Origin of the sequence: Mycobacterium colombiense, from assembly GCF_001672755.1 — a bacterium.
GTDB classification, from domain to species: domain Bacteria; phylum Actinomycetota; class Actinomycetes; order Mycobacteriales; family Mycobacteriaceae; genus Mycobacterium; species Mycobacterium colombiense_C.
Genome location: NZ_LZKI01000080.1, coordinates 24,116 through 43,813 on the forward strand (window position 1 = coordinate 24,116; position 19,698 = coordinate 43,813).

At 65.6% G+C, this 19,698-nt stretch carries 16 protein-coding genes; 8 read left to right on the plus strand and 8 right to left on the minus strand.

Annotated elements, in window-relative coordinates; genetic code table 11:
* The first annotated feature begins 25 nt into the window (after positions 1 to 25).
* From A5708_RS12525 to A5708_RS12545, 5 genes are read left to right on the plus strand one after another with little or no spacing between them, the layout of a single operon-like run.
* Complete coding sequence (locus tag A5708_RS12525) at positions 26 to 598, plus strand: dTDP-4-dehydrorhamnose 3,5-epimerase family protein (protein ID WP_064953142.1); 573 nt, start codon at positions 26 to 28, stop codon at positions 596 to 598.
* A complete protein-coding gene (locus A5708_RS12530) occupies positions 583 to 2,166 on the plus strand; it encodes a sugar transferase (protein WP_065028943.1) in 1,584 nt (527 codons plus the stop codon). The genes A5708_RS12525 and A5708_RS12530 overlap by 16 nt, the downstream gene beginning before the upstream one ends.
* Positions 2,167 to 2,177: 11 nt before the next feature.
* A complete protein-coding gene (locus A5708_RS12535; RefSeq protein WP_065028944.1) occupies positions 2,178 to 3,641 on the plus strand; it encodes an oligosaccharide flippase family protein in 1,464 nt (487 codons plus the stop codon).
* On the plus strand, positions 3,638 to 5,500 hold the full coding sequence (locus A5708_RS12540; protein WP_065028945.1) for a glycosyltransferase: 1,863 nt from the start codon (positions 3,638 to 3,640) through the stop codon (positions 5,498 to 5,500). Before A5708_RS12535 ends, A5708_RS12540 begins: the two co-directional genes overlap by 4 nt.
* Positions 5,497 to 6,555: a glycosyltransferase gene (locus tag A5708_RS12545; RefSeq protein ID WP_065028946.1), complete on the plus strand. Its 1,059-nt coding sequence runs from the start codon at positions 5,497 to 5,499 to the stop codon at positions 6,553 to 6,555. Before A5708_RS12540 ends, A5708_RS12545 begins: the two co-directional genes overlap by 4 nt.
* 10 nt (positions 6,556 to 6,565) lie before the next feature.
* Here A5708_RS12545 and A5708_RS12550 read toward each other — a convergent pair whose 3' ends face one another.
* Together A5708_RS12550 and A5708_RS12555 are read right to left on the minus strand one after the other, a co-directional pair.
* Positions 6,566 to 7,051, minus strand: coding sequence for a glycosyltransferase (locus A5708_RS12550; RefSeq protein ID WP_064953147.1), 486 nt, complete (start codon positions 7,049 to 7,051; stop codon positions 6,566 to 6,568).
* Positions 7,048 to 7,503 (minus strand): polysaccharide biosynthesis protein, encoded by a 456-nt coding sequence (locus A5708_RS12555; RefSeq protein ID WP_064953270.1) that lies wholly within the window; start codon positions 7,501 to 7,503, stop codon positions 7,048 to 7,050. Before A5708_RS12555 ends, A5708_RS12550 begins: the two co-directional genes overlap by 4 nt.
* Positions 7,504 to 7,954: 451 nt before the next feature.
* Here A5708_RS12555 and A5708_RS12560 point away from each other — a divergent pair, with 451 nt between their 5' ends.
* On the plus strand, positions 7,955 to 9,076 hold the full coding sequence (locus A5708_RS12560; protein ID WP_065028947.1) for a Gfo/Idh/MocA family protein: 1,122 nt from the start codon (positions 7,955 to 7,957) through the stop codon (positions 9,074 to 9,076).
* A complete protein-coding gene (locus A5708_RS12565; RefSeq protein ID WP_065028948.1) occupies positions 9,073 to 9,948 on the plus strand; it encodes a hypothetical protein in 876 nt (291 codons plus the stop codon). The genes A5708_RS12560 and A5708_RS12565 overlap by 4 nt, the downstream gene beginning before the upstream one ends.
* A 29-nt stretch (positions 9,949 to 9,977) precedes the next feature.
* Here A5708_RS12565 and A5708_RS12570 read toward each other — a convergent pair whose 3' ends face one another.
* From A5708_RS12570 to A5708_RS12595, 6 genes are all read right to left on the minus strand, one after another.
* A complete protein-coding gene (locus A5708_RS12570; RefSeq protein WP_065028949.1) occupies positions 9,978 to 11,693 on the minus strand; it encodes a GMC oxidoreductase in 1,716 nt (571 codons plus the stop codon).
* A complete protein-coding gene (locus A5708_RS12575) occupies positions 11,690 to 12,616 on the minus strand; it encodes an aldo/keto reductase (protein ID WP_065029008.1) in 927 nt (308 codons plus the stop codon). The genes A5708_RS12570 and A5708_RS12575 overlap by 4 nt, the downstream gene beginning before the upstream one ends.
* A 16-nt stretch (positions 12,617 to 12,632) precedes the next feature.
* Complete coding sequence (locus A5708_RS12580) at positions 12,633 to 13,649, minus strand: glycosyltransferase family 4 protein (RefSeq protein ID WP_064953151.1); 1,017 nt, start codon at positions 13,647 to 13,649, stop codon at positions 12,633 to 12,635.
* A 76-nt stretch (positions 13,650 to 13,725) separates the two neighbouring features.
* The gene (locus A5708_RS12585; protein ID WP_065028950.1) at positions 13,726 to 15,228 is read right to left on the minus strand and encodes an O-antigen ligase family protein; all 1,503 of its coding nucleotides are present in this window, start codon (positions 15,226 to 15,228) and stop codon (positions 13,726 to 13,728) included.
* Entirely contained in the window at positions 15,225 to 16,688 is a 1,464-nt protein-coding gene (locus tag A5708_RS12590; protein ID WP_065028951.1) for a polysaccharide biosynthesis tyrosine autokinase, read from the minus strand. The genes A5708_RS12585 and A5708_RS12590 overlap by 4 nt, the downstream gene beginning before the upstream one ends.
* Positions 16,689 to 16,882: 194 nt before the next feature.
* Complete coding sequence (locus tag A5708_RS12595; protein WP_231117899.1) at positions 16,883 to 18,559, minus strand: hypothetical protein; 1,677 nt, start codon at positions 18,557 to 18,559, stop codon at positions 16,883 to 16,885.
* A gap of 342 nt (positions 18,560 to 18,901) precedes the next feature.
* Between A5708_RS12595 and A5708_RS12600 the strand changes: the two genes are divergently transcribed.
* A complete protein-coding gene (locus tag A5708_RS12600; RefSeq protein ID WP_065028953.1) occupies positions 18,902 to 19,696 on the plus strand; it encodes an FkbM family methyltransferase in 795 nt (264 codons plus the stop codon).
* Positions 19,697 to 19,698 lie beyond the last annotated feature (2 nt).

Consider the following 19,698-nt stretch of genomic DNA (forward strand, 5'->3'; position numbering starts at 1 on the left):
CCCGGTACAGGAGAAGGAGCGGTAAGTGAAGTACACGCCCACCAAGGTCGCCGGGGTGACGATCATCGATCTCGAGCTCCACCGCGACCATCGCGGGTTCTCCTCACGGACGTTCTGCGCCAGGGACTTCACCAATCACGGGCTGAATTTCGATGTCACGCAGACGAATATCGTCTTCAACTACACCCGGGGCACGGTTCGTGGTCTGTACCGCCAGGTGCCGCCACACGCCGAGGCCAAGCTCGTCCGCTGCACCCGCGGAGCCATCGCCGCCGTCGCGGTCGACGTCCGTCCCGACTCGCTGACCTATGGCGACCACGTGATGGTCGAATTGAGCGCCGACGACCACCGGACGCTGTACTTGCCGCCCTACGTTGCGCACGGCTTCCAGACGCAGATCGACGACACCGAAGTCAGCTACCAGGTCAGCGGGGACTACGCGATGACCGACGAGCAGGGGATCCGCTGGGACGACCCCGAATTCGGCATCTCGTGGCCGATTCCGGTCACGGTCATCTCCGAGCAGGACGCGAGCTGGCCCTCACGCAAACCCAGATTGGTTCCAGTGGAGCAGGTGGCAACATGCATCAGTCGGTAATGATTCGCAACACCGTGGACCTCATGCCCAGCCGGCGACCGCTGAAGCCCTGGCCCCCCGGCATGACCGCGTTGCATCGTGGCGACACCAACGGCTCTCCGGTAACCGCTGGTCCGCCACCCTCGGCCGGTGGCAACGTGTTACGGCGCTGGCAGGACCAATATTCGCAGTATCTGCGAATCAGCGACTCGGTGATCGTCTGCGCGTCGGTGCTGCTTGCTCAGTACGTCCGGTTCGGGGAGATCGCGAACACCTCGGGTTACTCGGACCCGATGATGACGCTGTTCTCCTTCCTCTTCGCGGCGCTGTGGCTGTCGGCCCTCGCGGTATTTCAGACGCGCTCGAGCCGGATCATCGGGTCGGGGATCGAGGAGTACCGGCGGATCGGCACGGCATCCTTCTGGACGTTCGGAATCATCGCGATGGTCACGCTGCTCGCGAAGGTCGATTTGGCCCGCGGCTATCTGGCCATCGCGCTTCCCGTCGGGACGCTGGCGCTGCTGGGAAGCCGCAGCGGGTGGCGCAAGCACGTCAACCGCAAGCGCGCCGAGGGCCATTGCCAGACCAGGGTTTTGGCGATCGGAGACCGCCAGGCGGTGACCCACCTCGCGCACGAACTGGCCCGCAATCCGCTAGCCGGCTGCGTCGTGGTCGGTGTCTGCATCCCCGGGTACGGTCCGGGCCGTGGCAACACGCTGACGATCGCCGGGCGGGAGATCCCGATCCTGGGCGACCAGACGCACGCGGCTACCGCGATCGCCAGCTGCGGCGCGGACACGGTGGCGCTGACACAAACGGATCACTTTGGGATGCACGGGATCAGGGAGCTGATGTGGCAGCTCGAGACCATGGACGTCGACCTGGTGGTGTCTCCCGGCGTAATGGACGTGACCGCGGCGCGCTTGACACTGCGCCTCACCGCGGGGCTGCCCCTGCTGCATGTCGACAAGCCGCAATACGAAGGGGCGCACCGCTTTCAGAAGCAGGCCTTCGACTTCGTGTTCTCGCTCGCGGCGCTGGTCGCCACCGCACCGCTTCTCATCGCCGCTGCCATCGCCATCAAGCTGACCAGCAAGGGACCCGTCTTCTACCCGTCCGAGCGGATCGGCGTCGACGGAAAACCGTTCACGATGCTGAAGTTCCGCACCATGACCGACGGGGCGGACACCCAGCTCGAGCAACTACTGTCGCTGAACGAGAGCACCGGCGGCATGCTATTCAAGATGCGCGACGACCCCCGGATCACGCCGGTCGGCAAGGTTCTGCGCCGGTACAGCATTGACGAGCTGCCCCAATTCATCAATGTGCTCAAGGGAGACATGAGCGTCGTGGGACCGCGGCCTCCGTTGCAACGCGAGGTCGACAAGTACGAAAGCGACGTGAGGCGGCGGTTGCTGGTCAAGCCCGGAGTCAGCGGATTGTGGCAAGTGAGCGGCCGTTCGGACCTTTCCTGGGAAGAGTCGGTGCGGCTGGATCAGTCCTACGTCGACAACTGGTCGATGTCAGGTGATCTGGTGATTATCGCCAAGACGGTGAAAGCGGTTCTCACGAGCCACGGGGCCTACTAGGCTCGCGTGCCATGACCGAGCCGACGGCGCCCGATGCGATGGTGCCGTCGGTGCCGCTCACGCGGATGGCTCACGCGTTCTCGATCCAGTTGATCTGCCGGGCTCTCGGCATGCTCGCCTCGGTGGTCTCGGTAGCCATGACCGCTCGCTATCTGGGACCAGGACGCTACGGCCAGCTCTCCATCGCCGTTCTCTTCATCGCGATGTGGACCAGCCTGGCCGATCTCGGCATCGCCACGGTGATCGTGCGCCGAGTGACCTCCGGCCGCGGCGATCTGGAGCGCCTGGTGCGCATCAACAGCGGCCTGGCCCTGATCTATTGCGTCCCGCTGGCAGTGCTGGCCGCCGTCTCCGGGTTGGTCATCTATCAGGACCCCGAGGTGCGAGTGATGCTCGTCGTGCTCTCGGGAGCGCTGCTGATGCAGACCATGGTGACGCGCTTCGAACCGGTATTTCTGGCCACCGTCCGGTTCTCGGCGGTGGCCATCTCCGACGTCGCCGCCCGAACGGGGACCCTTGCCATGGTCGCCTGGTTGGTTGCGATGCGGTCGGACGTCATCTGGTTCGCCGTCGCGCAGCTGATCCCGCCTGCCGTGCAGCTGCTGATCCAGGGCGCCGCGGCGACGCGGCATATCTCGGTGCGGCCGATCTTCGCACCGCGGGAGGCGGCCGACTTGTTACGGGAAAGCCTGCCGCTGATCGGTTTTCTGGTGGTCGGCCTGCTGTACTGCCGCGCCGACGGCGTGATCCTGTCCTTGCTGAGCACGCATTCCGAAGTCGGGGTGTACGGGCTCGCGTTCACGATCGCGTTCAACACCATTGTGGTCTCGCTGATCTTTCACAAGTCGACGCTATCGACGGCCACCGAGCTGTTTTCGCGTGACGTCGCCGCCTTCGCGGCGTTTCTGCGTCGCAGCGTCGAGCTGATGTGCTTCGTGGCGGTGCCGGTCGCGGTGGTGGGCGCGCTGCTGTCAGGACCACTGATCGCGTTCTTCGGCGACAGCGCGTTCGTCGCTCGCGGCACGCCGACGCTGGCGTTGCTGTTCGTCGCGGCGGCCCTGCGGTTCGTCGGCGGCACCCTCGGCCAAGGATTGGTGGCCAGTCATCATCAGCGGATCTTGTTCTGGTTGACCATGGCCACCCTTGTGCTCAACGTCGCACTCAATCTCAGCCTCGCCGGGCGGTACGGCGCGGTCGGTCCGGGCGTCGCGCTGGTGTGCACGGAGTTCTTCAACATGGTGGTCAGCACCTGGTGGTTGCGCCGTCACTGCGGCTACCGTACGCCGGTGATGTTCGTGCTGCGATTGCTGATCCCCACGGCGGCGAGTGTGGCTGTGACGCTGCTGCTTTCGGGGCACCATGTCATTGTGGTTCTGATCGCCGCCGCCGCTGCCTATCTGGCCACCAGCGCGATCGTCGGCCCGATCGGCTGGTCGAGCTTGACCTCCCTGCGCACGAAACAGCTGGCTGCATGAAGCGCACATCGGATCGCGCGTATCTGAAGCGCCCGATCGGCGACCCGACCAGTTTGCCCACTACGCGCTCTGCGGCGGTGCTGATCGTGAACCGTCGCGGCAACGAGTCGCTGGAGCGCTGCGTGCGCAGTGTCGCCGAGCAGTTGCCCGCGCTGCCGGTCTACGTCTACGACAACACCGGCGGCGCTGATCCCGAGCACGCCGAACTGATCCCGAAGCACCCTGCGGTGCAATGGGTATCGGGGCCGGGCACCATCGGCTTCGCCGCGGCGTGCAACGCGCTGGTGGACCACGTGCCCGTCGACGCAGACCTGCTGGTGCTGGATCCCGATGCCCGCCTGCTCGGTCCGCTCACCCGCACCCTGGAGTTGCTTCGCCAGCCCCAGGTAGCGGCGGTCGCGCCGCTGGTGCGTGACGACACCGCACCCGGCCGGGCACCACGGGGCATCGCAACCCGGCGCCCGACAACGGTTTTGAGCACCGGCTGCCTGGCGATCAACCGCGCGGCCTGGAACGCCATCGGCGGCTTCGACGAAGAATTCTTCGGCTACGGCGAGGCCGCCGACTGGCAGGCCCGGGCCCGCGCGGCGGGCTGGAGCGTGCTGCTGGCCGACGAACTCGGCGCCGAATTCGCCCCGGCGCCGCCCGATGAGGGCGACCTGCGGCGCGATCAGGACTTGCAGCGGGCCGGCACCGCGCTGCTGCTCGAGCATCAAAAAGGTGTGCACCTTGCCGACACGTATCTGGCCGCCACCACCCTGCTCGACCGGTTGCGACGGCCACAGCGCGACGCACGCAGGGCAGCACGAAGCCGGCGCTCGCACCTGCCGACGATCGTGATCACCACAAACCGCCTGGTCTACGGTGGCGCTGAGCGGCAAAAGGCCTTGCTGGCAACGGAATTAGTCCGCCGCGGCTTCCCGGTCACCATCGTCTGCGTTCAGCGGCTCGGCCCGCTGATTTCGGAGATCCCAGATGCCGTGCGCGTCGTGCGCCAGCCCTGGTGGGCGCCGATCGTCGACATCCCCAAGGGACCGGCGGTGGTTGTCACCGGCGACACCAACACTGAGGTCGGATTCGGTAGTTTGTGGCGCGCGGCCGGTCGAAACCGGCGCTGGCTGGTTGCGCCGCACGTCCCGCCAGAGGAGGGCCGGCCCATCTACTCGCGGCCATTGACCGCGGCGATGCGGCGTGCCGACGGCTTTATCGTATTGGCACAACGACATTGGGATATGTTGATCGCACAGCATCGGCTCCGGGGGAGGCGATTCATCGCACCCAACGGCGTCGCCGACATCGGCGAGCCGAGCCCCCGGCATCGGAATGCCGGCGAGCCGCTACACCTGGTGATGCTCTCACGCATCGTCGAGCACAAGAACCCCCATCTGCTGATCGAGGCGCTGAGCGAGCTCGACGGGATACCTTGGCGGTTATCGATTTTCGGTGATGGACCCGATCGGGAGAGACTGCAGGCAGCGACGCCCGCCGGCCTGGGCGAGCGCGTCCAGTGGCGCGGATGGTCGGCGGGGCCCGGGCCGGCACTGGCCGACGCGGATCTGCTGTGCGTGCCGAGCCGCTCCGAGGCCTTCCCGGTGGTGATTCTCGAGGCGATGTCGCGAGCCATACCGGTTGCGGCGTCAGCGGTGTGCGCTGTCCCGGAGATGCTGGATTTCGGCAGGGCCGGATTCCTGGTCGAGCCCGTGTCGGTCTCGGGCTGGCGAGAACAGCTGTCCCGAATCCTGGCGGACCCGGGTGCGCTGCCATCGATGGGACGACGTGGCTACGAGCGCATGCGCAAGCACTACACGGTCGAAGCAATGGCCGATGCCTACCTCGATGCGATCGGGGCCGTGCAGTGAATTCGCCCCGGGTACTTTGGCTTTCACCGTGGACACGACCAGCGGTACGCGTGCAGGCCGAAGCGCTGCTGCGCCACGGCGCCGACGTGCTGCTGGTGACCTCCGACCAGCACCCGGAGTCCGATGCCGCACGCGATTACGAGTTGGTGCTCGACCCGCGATTCCGCACGGCCGCAACGTGGCTCCCGACGTGCAAGGCCTGGCGCCGCGTCCGCGAATACCGGCCCGACGTCGTGATAGCCGAACTGGTCCGAGATCCCCGCTGGATCGCGCTGGCCGGACGGGTCCCCCGCATCCAGGTGGTGCACGACGATCGGCCACACGATCCCGACGAACTGACGCCGGCCTACGAACGTGCGGTCTTCGACCGCTGGGGCGCCCGTTCGGCGGCCACCGTCACCTACAGCGACTACGTCGCGGCCGCCGTCGCCGCGCGCCGCGACATAGCCGGAACGCCAGTGCATGTCGTCCCACTAGCCAGCGACCTCGACCTGGAGCGGCTCCCACCGTTCGTGGGTTCTGAAGGACGCCGTGATTTCGTGATGTTCGGCCGCCTCAACCCGTACAAGAACGTCGAGGTGGTGCTGGAGGCCTGGCAGCGACATGTGCTCGGGGGCGGCTGGCGCGGAGACAACCTGGTGCTCATCGGCGGCGGGTCACTGGATGCGACCGCCCTGCCCAAACACACGCGCTGGCGCAACGGCAGCTTCCGCTACGCCGATGTCATCCTGGCGCTGGCCGCCGCGAAAGGTTCGATCGCCCACTATCGGCGTGCTTCACAAAGCGGCGTGCAAGTGCTCTCCATGCAATTGGGCGTCATGCCGATCGTGTCCACCGCCGGTGCACTACCCGAGTACCAGCCGCCGGGTTGTCCCCCCGTCGGTATCGACGACGTTGCCGGGCTCGCCGCCGCATTCGACGCCCTGGCCGACCCGAATGTCGCGGCGGCGCAAGGAGCCGAGGCCGTGCGCCACTACGCGCAGCGATGCTCCGTCGACCTGGTCGCGGACCGCTTGCTGGACGTCATCGCACAAGTGACGCCCGGTCGGCGCTGAGCGGAAACGCTCAGGCCAGTCCACGCCAAAACGCCTCCAGCCACCCCGTCAGCTCGCGGGCCCGTCCCAGCGCATCGGGCGGTGCCACCCGAGACCGCGTCGCCGCGATCGCCGCCGGAAGCTCCTCCGTCTCCCGGACCACGGTGGCCAGGCCGCCCGCCTCCAGCTTCTCGGCGAACGGCAGCTGGTGCTCGTCGACGTGCTCGCCGAGCCGCGAGCGACGGGGCACCATCACCGGATGCTTGCCCTGCTCGATGCACAGCAAGGCCGAGCCGGCGCCGGCGTGGGTGATGGCCACCGACGCGGACCGTATCTGTTCACAAACGTCCCCGAAGGACAGGAAGCGCTCGAACCGGGCGTGCCGCGGCTCGTAGCCGCAAGTGCCGAGCTGCACGAAAAAGTCCTCTCCCGCCGTGCCGGCCCGGGCCAGCTCGTCGACCGCGCGCGCCAGCCGGTCGAACGGATGCACCTCCATCCCCATGATCACGAAGATCACACGATCCTCCCGTGATATTCCGTGCGGGGAATGCGGTCGACCAATTCGGGCCATTGCACCAGAAACCGGGAGGCGAAAGGCTTTACCATCCGGGCGGTGAGGGACAGCTCGGTGATGCGGGTGATCGACTCCACGAAGACGGTGGGAATCCGCAGCAGCCAGGCCAGCCAGAGGAAGGGGGCGGCCACCCCCGATCCGGTGGTCAGGATCATCGCGGGCCGGTGGCGGATCAGCAGCCGCAGCGCCAGCACCAGATTGCGCAGGAGGTTGGGAACATTACGCACGGTGGGGTGCGCCGCCCAGTGAATCTCCTTCTCGTCGCGCAGCAGGTACCGGGCGTCGGCGGTTGGAAAGCTCACCCAAAACCGATCCTTGTCCTGCCAGAACTCCCGCAGGCAAAACATTTCGTAGATATGCCCGCCGGAGGACGCAATGAGGAGCAGGCGGCCCATGTCCTCCCTCATCTCAGGCGCTCGCGACCACGGCCGCACGACAACAGCTTTCGCTCCCGCCCTCGGAGCGCGGGACGCGGCGGCAGCTCAATGGTAATGAACCCGGCCTCGCCTCAATTGCGTTCTGGCAGATACCAACGAAACTCCCCGCCCCTCAAGGCGACGGCAACGAGATCGACGAGATCGCCGAAATGAACAACCCACCGATGCTAACGTCATCACCGTTGCGTTGAGCGCCCCTAATGCAGGCGATCTCACTGCGTACGAGGACAGGGATGCCCGTATGTCTTGATAGGCGTCGGCGCAGCAATCGACTGCGCGGCGGCCGTGGTGCATCCGTGCACCGGGCGCCAACATCTCAGCAACTCCGAACCCCTCCTGCCCCTGTGGCTAGACACCTTCACCGCACATGTCGCCGCGGGACTCGAACGAAGCGTGAAAGGCGCACACAATGATTCGAACGGCCCTGGTCGGCCTCGGAAAAATGGGGCTGTCGCATCTTGCGATCCTGCGGACGCACCCGGACATCGACGTGGTGGGTATCTGTGATTCGGCCGGCTATGTGCGCGATGTCCTGTCCAAATACACCGGCCTGAACTGCTACGACGACTTCGATCGGATGCTGGCGGCCACCAACGCCGAAGCGGTTGTGGTCGCCGTCCCGTCGAGGCTGCATGCACCGATTGTCGAGAAGGCGCTGACGGCTGGGGCACACGTCTTCTGCGAGAAGCCGTTCGTGCTCGATGTGAAGGACGGCGAGCGCCTGGTGACGCTGGCGGAGACGCGTCGGCTCGTTACCCAGGTCGGCTATCACTGCCGCTTCATCGGTTCTTTCCAGGAGGCGGCGCGGATCGTTGCTTCCGGCGCACTGGGGCGCATCCACCATGTACGCGCCGAAGCGTACGGCCCTGTCGTGCTCCGGGAAAAGGGAAGCACATGGCGCGGCGTGAAGGCCGAGGGTGGCGGCGCCCTCTACGACTACGCTTGCCACGCCATCGATCTGATGAACTTCGTGGCCGGCGTGCCGCTTTCGGTCGACGGGGTCGTCCGCCACAGCGTTTTCTCGCGCGACGTCGACGACGAGGTCTACTGCACCATGCGATATCCCGACGGCGCGACCGGCCAGCTGTGCGTGAACTGGAGTGACGAAAGCTTCCGCAAGATGTCGACGAAGGTGACGGTGTGGGGAACCAACGGCCGCATCACCGCCGACCGCCAGGAGTGCCAGATCTACCTTCGTGAGGCACACCCCCAGCTCCCCCAGCTCGCCAAGGGCTGGACCATCCGATACACGACCGACCTCACCGAGGAGGTTTGGTATTACCTTCGCGGCGAGGAGTATTCGGCGCAGATCGACTACTTCGCGGACAGCGTGAAGCAAAACCGGATGGACGGCGAGAACACGTTTCGCTCTGCGCTCGACGTCGATCGAGTGGTCGACATGATCACCGGCGGCACGGGCAGCGCGATCTCCATTCCGCCGCAGGGGGCGGTGAACGGATCCCCGCGCGGCGCATTCCGGCGTGAAATCCTGGCGCGCATCAAAAGACTCGCAACCTCGAAGGCATCGTGACCATGGACCCTGTTCTTTTCGGTGACAACCAGTTCTTCGGCGTCAATCACATGTCCGAGGACAAGGCACGGGCACAGGCGATACGCTTCCAGCATCTTCCCGCCGTGCTCGCGACGCTGGACGACGCCTATCGGGAAGGCATCCGCACGTTCGTCTGCACCACGCATGACCGCGTTGGTGAAATCTGTGATCACATCCGCGCCAACCGTACCGAATACCCCGACTACGTCTTCTACCCGTGCATGCCGTACGCGCACAAATATGCCAATGCCGTGACCGAATTCGGGATCGTCGAGGCGCTCCGAAAGTTCTTGCCCGACAACGGGGCCGTCAAATCGATGGTCAAGGGCGGCGTCGCGATCGCCAGCAAGGACGTCGAGCCCTTGATGCAGCTGTTGGTCGATGCCGAGATGAAGATGTTCGCCGGAATGTCGACGCCCATCATCTTCATCCAGAACGTGGTCACCGACCTGCTGCTCGGGCTCGGCATGGACGAGGCCTTCCGGCTGTTCTCCGACCACGTCAGGCTCAAATACAACGCCGAGCCGGGCTTCATCACGATGAACCTGCCCAGGCTCCTCGATGCGCTCGATAGGCAAGGCATCGAAAACCCTATCGTCTGCGCCAATTTCAACAAGATCGGCTTCCGGATGTGCGGGGGTGTCGAGCTTTACGAGAAAACCGTGCGCGAACGCCAGTGCCGGCTGATCGCGATGTCCGTCCTCGCCTCGGGCGCGATCCCGCCACGCGAGGCGATCGAGTACGTCTGCCGCCAACCGCAGATCCAGTCGATCGTGTTCGGCGCGTCCAGCCGCGCCAACATCCAGCAGACGAAGTCCCTCATCGACGACATGTGGCAAAGGGCGACGTGACGCCTGCGCCAGGCGGGCGCCATGCCCGGTCAGCGCCTGTTCGCGCGGTTCCCGAATTCAGGCGGGTCACTTGCCTTTCGAGCGTTCGCAAGGCGCCGGGCAAGCCGTACCCCTAACGCGATCCCGACGAGGGTCGGGTTGGCTTGACTAGACGTCGGTAGCACCGACGTGCTCGCGACGTGCAGCCCGCGGACCCCGTGCACCTGCAGCTGCGGATCCACGACGCCGTCCTGCGGCGAGGTCGACATCCTGGTGGTTCCCGCCTGATGGAAGCCGGTCCGCTTCGCCATGAACGCACGCACCGAGGCCTCGACGTCGTCGGTCAGCCACTCAACGTAGCCCACACCGTGGCGACGCAGGTGCTCGTCGATCGCGACGATGGCCTTGCGCACGCTCTGGTAATCGGCCTCGGAGAAGTGCATGTGGGTGCGAAGCCGCCTCATGCCCAGAGCATCCCGCTCGTCAGTCAGCTCGACGCGGCTTTCCCAGTGCGGAAGATGCTCACCGTGGTACTGGAGCAGGTAGCGGTTGTCGGCGCTCTTGACGAAAAACCCCGGCGCCTTCCTGCCCTTGCGAAGAAACCGGGCGTAGCAGAACGCGATCGCGAACCCGATCGAGGGGATCAGGTCTCGCACAATGTTGCGCAGGTGCGCGACGATGCGCGGCGATCCGTCCGTCTTGGTGTGAGCCTCACGAATGGCCCCGGCGAGTAGGAATCGGCCTACCGGCGAGACGAGGGTCAGAAAGACGCCAGACAGAATCCCGCTCCCGTGGCCCGGGTCGCTGATCGGCGGATTCACCAACCAGACTGCGGCGTTCGGCATTCCGGATTCGCGCAGCAGCTGCGGATCGAAGGTGAAACGCCGGCGAACGTACACACCGTCGTTGTCCCGTTCGTACGCGTAGCGGACTTCGTCGGTGGTGAATTGCACGCGCGCCACCCGACTCTCGACGTGGGCCATGTACCACCGACCCAGGTGCCCGCCCGCATTTCCCAGCCCTCCGGGATGATGGCGGTCCGACGCCAGCAGCAGCCTGGTGGCCTCCAAACCACCGGTTGCGATGATGTAGTCCGCCGCGACCACTCTCCCCCGCCGACCGTCAAGCGTCTTGACCACGAGGTAATCGACGCAGTCACCGGCCGGTGCCGTCACGATTTCGGTGCAGGTGAGACCGGTCCACAGCGTGAGACCGGAAGTGTCCCGCAATGCCGTGCGGTATTCGCGACCGAAACGCGTTGGCAGGGCCCAACGCTCCAGGTCGGTGGTGCACACCTTCTCGTCAGGCAGTCCACCGATCATGTCTCGGTGCGCGATTTCGGGGATATCGCGCGCGTTGAATGCCGCCCGGCCGCACGCCGCCCAGTCGCAGGCCCGTTGGAGATACGGCTCGACGTCGTCATGGCCGATGGGCCACGGCGCCTGCGCGGTGATGGGTCGAGCCTCGAAATCGATGCGATCGAACTTGACACAGCGCCCGCCCCAGAGTGCCGAGGTTCCTCCGACCTGCCGGCGGATGGTGAGCTCACTGCGGGAGTGGAAATAGTCGTCCTGACGAGAGTCGAACGTCGACAACTCCTGCGTCGCCCGGTCCACGCGCTCAAGACCACTTTCGATCAGCGCCACCTGCACGCCCGTCGCCGCCAGCTCGAGCGCTGTCGCGATGCCGATCGGGCCGGCCCCGACGATCGCCACGTCGGTCTCGATCGTCATGTCGGGCGCGAAGTCCGCCACGCCGCGGATCACGCGGCAGCTCCCTCTCGAAACTCCTTGACAAGAGCGAGGAACCGGGAGACGGTCTCCGCGTCCGGCGGCGACGAGACGGCCGACGCCGCCGCGGTGACCCGTTGAGGCCTGGTGCTGCTGTAAAGAATCGCTGGGCAACCCGTTGCGGCGGCGGATGATCCGAGGATCAGCGTGGAAAGCGCGCCGGGAGCAAGCGGATCGGTCTGCAGGGCCTCGCGCCAGCGTCCGGCCAAAGCCCGGTCGGTCTGCAACGCTCCCATAAGTTTTCGGTACGGCCCGCTCAGTACGCCGAAAGCCAGGTCGGCGGACCGCGGTGCCGGATTGAGAAGATCGCTGCGAAGCTGACTTACCCCTTCGGGGGTGAAAGTCCGAGCAAAATCCGCGTCGAGCCCCTCATCCTGCGAGACGCCCCAGGCGCGAATCTTGCCCTGCCGGCGGGCGCGTTCGAAGAATTCGCGGAGTTCGTCGCCGGCCACCGTGTCGCCCGGCCGCGGGGCGTGGACGAACAGGATGTCGACATAGTCGACGCCGAGCGCCGCGAGGCTCTGGTCGAGGCTGCGCGCCGCGACGGCCGCGTCGTACAAGCGGGCGGTCTGCGACGGTGCGTGGCGCCGCTTCACGGTGCGGCGGAGCGTGGGCGTTTTCCGGAGCAAAGCTCGTGCCGGGCCTTGGAATCGGGCCAGGCGGCGCGCCGCGCCGCCCACATCGATGCCGAACTTAGTAGCGATCGTCACGGTCTCACGCTCGACCGAGCGCAGGAAAACCCCCAACTCTGCCTCTGCCCAACCCAGGCCGTACATCCGCGCGGTGTCGAAATGGGTGATGCCACCGCCCAATGCGGCGGCCAGCACGGCCATCCGCTCTTTCCGGGAGGGCGACTGCATCAAGGAGCCGCATCCGAAACCGATTGCACTGACCGTCAATTGCGGTCCCTGGATTTCAACTCGCCGCAATGCCACAGCCCTCGTAGATCTGGCGCAGTTGCGCATCGATGACCCCGGGGCTCCGGGTGGCGGCGACGTGCTCCTGCCCGCGCCGCCCGTCACGCTCAGCCAGGTCGGGGTCGCGCAGGTACCGCCCGATCGCTGCCGCCAATGCGGGCACGTCGCCGACCGGAACGAGCATGCTCGGGTCTGGTGCAATCCGGGCGGTGCCGCCGACAGGAGTTGCCACAAACGGTCGCGCACCGGCGAGGGCCTCGGTCAGGATCATCGGCATGCCCTCGGCAAAGGACGGGAGCACAACCACGCGTACCGACCGGAGCAGCTCGCGCACGTTGTCGGGATGTACCGGGTCTTCGACGGTCAGCCGTTCTATGCGGGGCGGAACGTAGTCGTCGATGGGACCGACTATGCGACAACGCCCTTCGACGCCCTCGGCGAGAAGTAATTGCCAGGCCGCAACGAGCCTGTCGACACCTTTGCGCCGACCGATGGTGCCCGCGAAAAGCACCACCGGCGGCGTCGAGCCGGCGCCGGGAGCGTCTCGATCGATCGCGATCGGGTTGGCCACGACGGTCACCGCCACCGTGGGCGCCACTTCGGCAACGACCCCACGCGCTTCCTCTGACAGGACGATCACGTGGTCCGCATGCTTCAACGTGGAAACCACAAAGCGGGGATGCGCTCGGGCGAACTCGGGAAAGTCGGAGCCGTGCAGGGTGACGATCACTCGGAGGCCGCGCGCTCTGGCCAGCCGGATCAACGAACCTTCCCGCAACCACGCTCCGCCATTGGACATATGGAAGTGAGCGATGCTCGTGCGAGCGCGCCCCGCCAGAACACGGCCGGCGCGCGTCGTGAGAATCAGGCTCTTCAGGTGCTGGTGCGGGCCTGCCCACGTCGAAAGGACGCGGATATCGTCGGCGCCAATCCCGTTGTCGCGGATGATCCGGATCACGGACTGAGTCCCGCCGACGCTGTACATGTCGGGCCCCACGTGCGTTACCGCGATCATGTTCGATCCGCTGCGAAGCCACGCACCCGCAAGTTCCGGGTGGGCATGGGGAAGAAGACGGTCAGCACGAGCGCGATCAGCTGGACGTAGCGGTGCCGGCATCGGCATGAGCGGTCGGCCCGGGCGTAGGAGTCGACGCGGGGTCGACGACGGCCGGGCTCTGATCACCGCTCCTGCGCCGCAGGCCGGCGAAACCCATCGCGGCACCCAACGCCAGGCCCAATCCCAGTGCGTCCATCGGCATCTCCGGCAACGGCCACACGGCAGATATCGCCAGGAGACCGGCGGCGACCGCCGCGCTGATTTTCGCCGGTCCCGGCGCACATCGCAGCGCCAATATGACCGGCGTGAGCGCGAATAGCGCGAACACCGCCATGCCCAAGGCCCCGGCCTTGGCCAACCACCAAAGGTAGAAGTTGTGGGAATAGGCGGGATACAGGTAGAGATGGAACTCGTCGTCCCCGGTAGGCGGTTGATACACGTAGCCCAGCCCGTGGCCGAACACCGGGGCGGCAGCGATGGTCTCCTTGAGCAGGTTGATTTCGCGCAGTCGTTCCAGCGCCGAATCGTCCACCGCCAGTGCGCTTGACGTCACCCCGCCCAGCACGCGCTGATTGAAGGCGGCGTACTGATCGCTGAGCCATGCCCCGGTCTTCGAGCGTTGCAACAAAAACAGCGATCCCGGCACCGTCACGGCGATCACGGCCAAGCCGACCGCAGCGGCCGCGACCGTGCGCCGCACCGCTACCCAGCTCAAGCTCCCGAGTAGAGCTACGCCGGCCGCCACCCCCATCGAGATCAGCGTGTTGCGGGAGAAGGACAACAGCGAAATGCTCAGCGCCGGTGGGCCCAACGCGAGATACATTGCGGGCCTGACGCGCCCGACGATCGGGGCGGCGACCAGCGCGGACAAAATGGCGGTGGCCGGCGTCTGCGTGGACAGGATGATTCGAACGGCCTGGCCGGCGCCCGTGGTCCCTTCCAGACTTTCCGACCGGCCGGCCAGCCGGATGGCAAACAGCGAGCTGACAATCGCCATACCCGCCGAAAACCACAGGATCGCAATCATCACCCGGATCGAGAATTTGACGTGGCCGCCGTAGACGACAAGTAGTGCCAACACGAAACCGATGGCCATCTCGATCATGGTGGACGATTCACGCATCACCACGAGGGCAGCGTGTCCCGTTTCGAATCCGGTGATGGTGGACCACGCCACCGTGAGCACCAAAAGCCCCGGCAACACGAAATCGTACGATCGCGGTCGCACGGATGGGATCAGATAGCAGATGGCAAGCAACGCGGCCACGTGATACGCGTAGATCGTCACGGGGCCAAAGACTTTTCCGACGTGCAATCCCTCCGGCAGCGCCGCGAAGGCCCCGCACAGCGTGACCGCCACCATCCCTTCGGGCTTCACCCAGTACACGACCACGCAGAACAACGCGGCGGTAAGCAGCACTCCCTCGGTGGTTCGGCGCACCGAGAGCACGCCGAACACGAAGCACCCGAACACGAAGATCGCGAGCAGAGTTCCGTCCACTGCCAGGCGATGACGAGCCCGCAGGTACAGGTTCACGCCGACCCGCTGGCCTTTGACCGGTAGGCGCGGTCGGCCGCCCTGATGTGCAACGACTGTCGCGCGTCGATGAGTACGGTGCCGACAACGTGCGCCCCCGCCGAGCGCAGGGCGGTCAGTGCGTCCTTGAGTTCGTCGGCGGTGGTACGCCGCGCCCGCACCACTACCACCGTCGCATTGACGGCGCCGGCCAACAGGCCGGCGTCGGCCGTGGCGAGCACCGGCGGGCCGTCGACGACGATCCGATCAAAGCGTGACGACAGCTCTTGCAGGACTCGGTCGATCACTTCCGGCAAATAGGCGCTGGCAGGTAGACTTTCGCGGCGCGCGGACCTGGACGCCAGAATGAACAACCTTGAGATCGGCGTCGGCTTCACGGCTTCACTGGCGATGTCGGGATTGGCCAATGCGTTGCCCAGCCCCTCGCCTGATTCGACCCTCAGCAATCCGGCGAGCACATGTCGGCGGCTGTCGCCTTCGACAAGCAGTGTGTCTTCACCCATTTCGGCGAGGGCGAGCGCAAGGTTCATCGCTGTCGTTGTCGCGCCTTCGCCGCCGAAGGGCCCGGTCACCAGCACCCGGCGGCCGTCCGGCCCTATTGCCCTGAGCAACCGGGTGCGCAGGCCGCGTACGGCATCGTCGGATGCGGTGTCGGTGCCGAACCGCGGAACGCTGCCTCGCTTTCCGGGCAGCTCAGCTAAAGTCGGCAGCCCCGAGACTCCTTCAAGCTTCTCGCGGGTGCGGATGGTGCGATCACCGGCCTCGCGGGTCAGCGCGACCGCGATAGCAAGGAGCAACCCGGCGATGAACCCGATCGCCATGTTTCGCATCGGCACCGGCGAAACGGGAATTCTCGGTACGCGGGGCGGCTCGACCACTGTCGCCCGGGCCGCCGGTATCGGCTTGCCCGTGGACTGCGCGGCGACCGGCACGTCCGGGGGCGGTCCCGACGGGGGGGCTGTCTCAACACCCTCGGTCCGCGGTCCAGCGGTCACCGCTTGGCCGGCACCGGTCGCACCCGCAGCCGGACTGAGCGTGGGAAGGATCGCGCTGAACTGATTGGCCATCGCACCCGCCAGCGCGGCTGCGCGCGCCGGATCGGTGTCTTTGACGCTGATCGTGAAGAGCACGGATTTCGGAGTGTATTTCACTTGGGTTTGACTCAGCAGATCGTCAGCGCTGGTCGGAAGCTGGAGCTGGCGTATTGCGCGCTCGGCCACGATGTGTCCGCCCGCGATTTGGGCGTACGACGACAACCGTTCTTGTGCAGCCTCCGTGCCGCTGTATAGCTCATTCAAATCGGTCGCACCCGAGAACGAGATGAGGACCGTGGCCGAAGATTGGTAATGCTTCGTCTGCAACGCCGTAACGAACGCGGCGCCGATCGTGCAGGCCAGCAGCGCGGTGATTGCGAGCTTCCAGTGCGTGCCGAGTATCCGGACGAAGGTACGGAAATCCATCGGCTAATAACCTTTCTAGAAGCTTATGACGCGAATAGCGTCATACAGATTTCCCAGCACCGGCCACGCATATCCACTGCAGATTATGCAGCATCATCACACGGGCATTGCCGAAATCGCAGTGCTGCGGTGCGGGCAGGTTTTCAGCGGCAAACCAGGACGGGCAAGCGAAGTGGCATTCCCGCTGTGCAGTATCAGGGTGCAGTCGGCGCGTCGCGCGGCATGTCGAGCGTCGCTAATGGATAGCATCCAGCGCCGTCGCGTCCGGCGCGGGCCAGCCGCATGGGCGGATAGTTCACCACATGCGACGCGCCCGGCTTGTGCTGTTGCCATTCCACCGCGGCGCACAGCGTGTAGTGCCCCGGCGCCAAGCCCGCCAAGTCGACGTGAACGGACTCGGTGGATACGGTCGGGACGGGGTCCTTACGGGAGCCGTCTCCGAGTTGTCCTTGGATTAACGACTTCAGCGTCACCGTCGCCGGAAGCGAACGGACCACCGCCCCCGAGAAATCGACCAACCTGTAGCCCGGGACCCAGTTCTCCGTTGCCGCGGCGGCGCCGAAATTCGTCCAGGTAACCGTCAGCGTCGCCTTGCCGTCAGTCACCGATTGCGACCCCTGCCCCGCCTCGACCGAATACCGGTATCCGGCGACGACGTTGGCGTGTGCCCACAGCAGGTATAACGCGCGGTCCATCGGCGTGGTCGCATCCACGGCCGGGAAGTTGTAACTCGATGTCATCGACACGTGGTACTTGACCACGTCGTCCAGGCCCTTTTCGTAATAGGTCCGCGGATCGGTGCCGTCGGGCAGCTGGCACCATTCGGTGATCACCAGGGCCGAGGCCATTCGGCTTCTCAACGCGCTGACCAGTGGATCCTTCGACTGCACATAGTGCGAGCCGTCCTTTTCCGCCCATGCGGGAAGCGGTGCCTGGACCCCGAGGCAATCCGCGCGGATGCCCACTGGTGCAGACAGTTTCTTCGTGACATCGTCGGCGATCAGTTGACGGACGATCTCCGGGTTCAGCGCCGTCGTCACCAATTGTGTATGCGGGAAGGCGTTTACGGTCGCCGCGACCAGCTGCCGGATCGAGTCGGCGGTGATGCTCTGGTCGCGAAACTGGCTGTAATACCCGAGTTTGGCGACGCTCTCGTCGGGTGCAGGTCCCGGCGCACCCAGCGTGTCGCGCAGATACGAGATGTGATTCTCGCTGAAATCGCCGTAACCGGAGAACTCAAAAACGCTCAGCCGCTCGTCGCCGTCGTAGCGGCGGCCCAGCGCGCTCAAGAGCTGACCGAAAGCATTCAGGTAGTTCGGATCATTCCAGTTCGGAACGACCTGTGTCACTCCGGCGGTCCACCAATAGCGTTGTGGACCGGTGTAATTGGTGGCCGCCGAGCGCATCCAGTCAGGCATGGCGATGTTGGTGTTGTTCGCGTAGGTGTTGTCGCAACAGGAGTTGTAGGCGACCACACGCAGGGTCAGCCGCATGTTGCGACCGGCCAGCTTGGCCAGCGCATCATCGATCACGCTGAAGTCGAACTTGCGATCGTCAGGAGCGTCCGGTGGCAGGGTGCTCGGGTCGGTGGGCTGCAACTGTCGCCACGGCACACGCAGGCTGGCATCAAACGACCCCGGCCACGCCGGATAGCCATGCTGCGCGCGATTGCCTTGCGGGAACAGCGGTTGCAAGAGATCTTCATACTGACCGCGCAGCGGATTCGATACGTCCTGTACCGACAGCGGTATGGCCGGACTGCCAATCGTGGTCAGCGGCGAAGGGTCACCGCCACGACCGCATCCGCTCAGCACCAGCGCCAGGCACACGCCAACGATAAGGATGTCCCGTGTTCGATTTGTCCGGACCATGATGTCTTTCGCTACACCACGTTGGGCGACAACGGCTCGCGGTAGGCGAGGAACGACATCGGCATGCACCGGCCGGTATGCACCGTCTGGATCAAACGCATCGACTGCTACCTCTCTGGTGGTTCGCGTTTCCTGCCGTCGTCGCCCGGTTGACCGACGTCTCGTGGTGGTGCGGGATGTCAAGGGTTACAACAGGCTATAGCCCACACCCGGGCCGCACCGGCAAATCCGGGTGCCTTTCCCGAGACACGTCGTTCTACAGGGGCGCTTCTTACATCGCTCACGTCTCGCCGGCGCGTCGACTAAGCTGATGGCTCGCAATCGGGCAGGAGATCATCGAAGATGGCTGTCGCAGGCTCGGTCAAACGTCGGCTCGCACCTGCGGTCAAGCAACTCGCACCGCGCAGGTTCTGGCGGCGAAAATTCCGCATCCTGCAATGCCTGGGGCAATCCCGCCCGGACATACAGCTGGTGGCGTCGCTGTGCGATCCACACCGGATCTCCTTGGATATCGGAGCCGATCTCGGCGAGTTCACGATCGCGATGCTGGCGTCGTCACGATCGGTGATCGCATTCGAACCGCGGCCGGCCCAGGCCCGCGATCTGGCGTCGATGTTCGACGCGGTAGGCGCCGCCGTGCAAGTGGAGGCGGTGGCTTTGTCGAATGAGCCCGGCGTGATGAGCATGCGGGTGGTCGCATCCGAGCCGGGCCGCAGCACGATCGAGGCCGGCAACACTCTGGGCGACGTGAGTGACGGCAAAATTCAGAGCATCGGCGTGCCGGTCAGGCGCCTCGACGATCTGCAGTTAGGGGACATCGGCCTGATCAAGATCGACGTGGAGGGCCATGAACTCGCCGTGTTGCACGGCGCCACAGAGACACTCACACACCACCGCCCCGCGATTGTGGTGGAGGCCGAGGAACGCCATCACCCCAATTCCGTCGCCGAGATCACCGGGCTCCTGCACGGCCTCGGCTACGCGGGTTACTTCGACCTCGGTGGCGTCCGGCGGCCGATTGCAGACTTCGACCCTGTCCGGCATCAGGATCCGGCCAACGTCGGCAGTCAGGAAGACGGTTGGGCGGGCCGCGGCATCTACGTCAACAATTTCGTCTTCTTGCCAGAGAATGTCTGAGC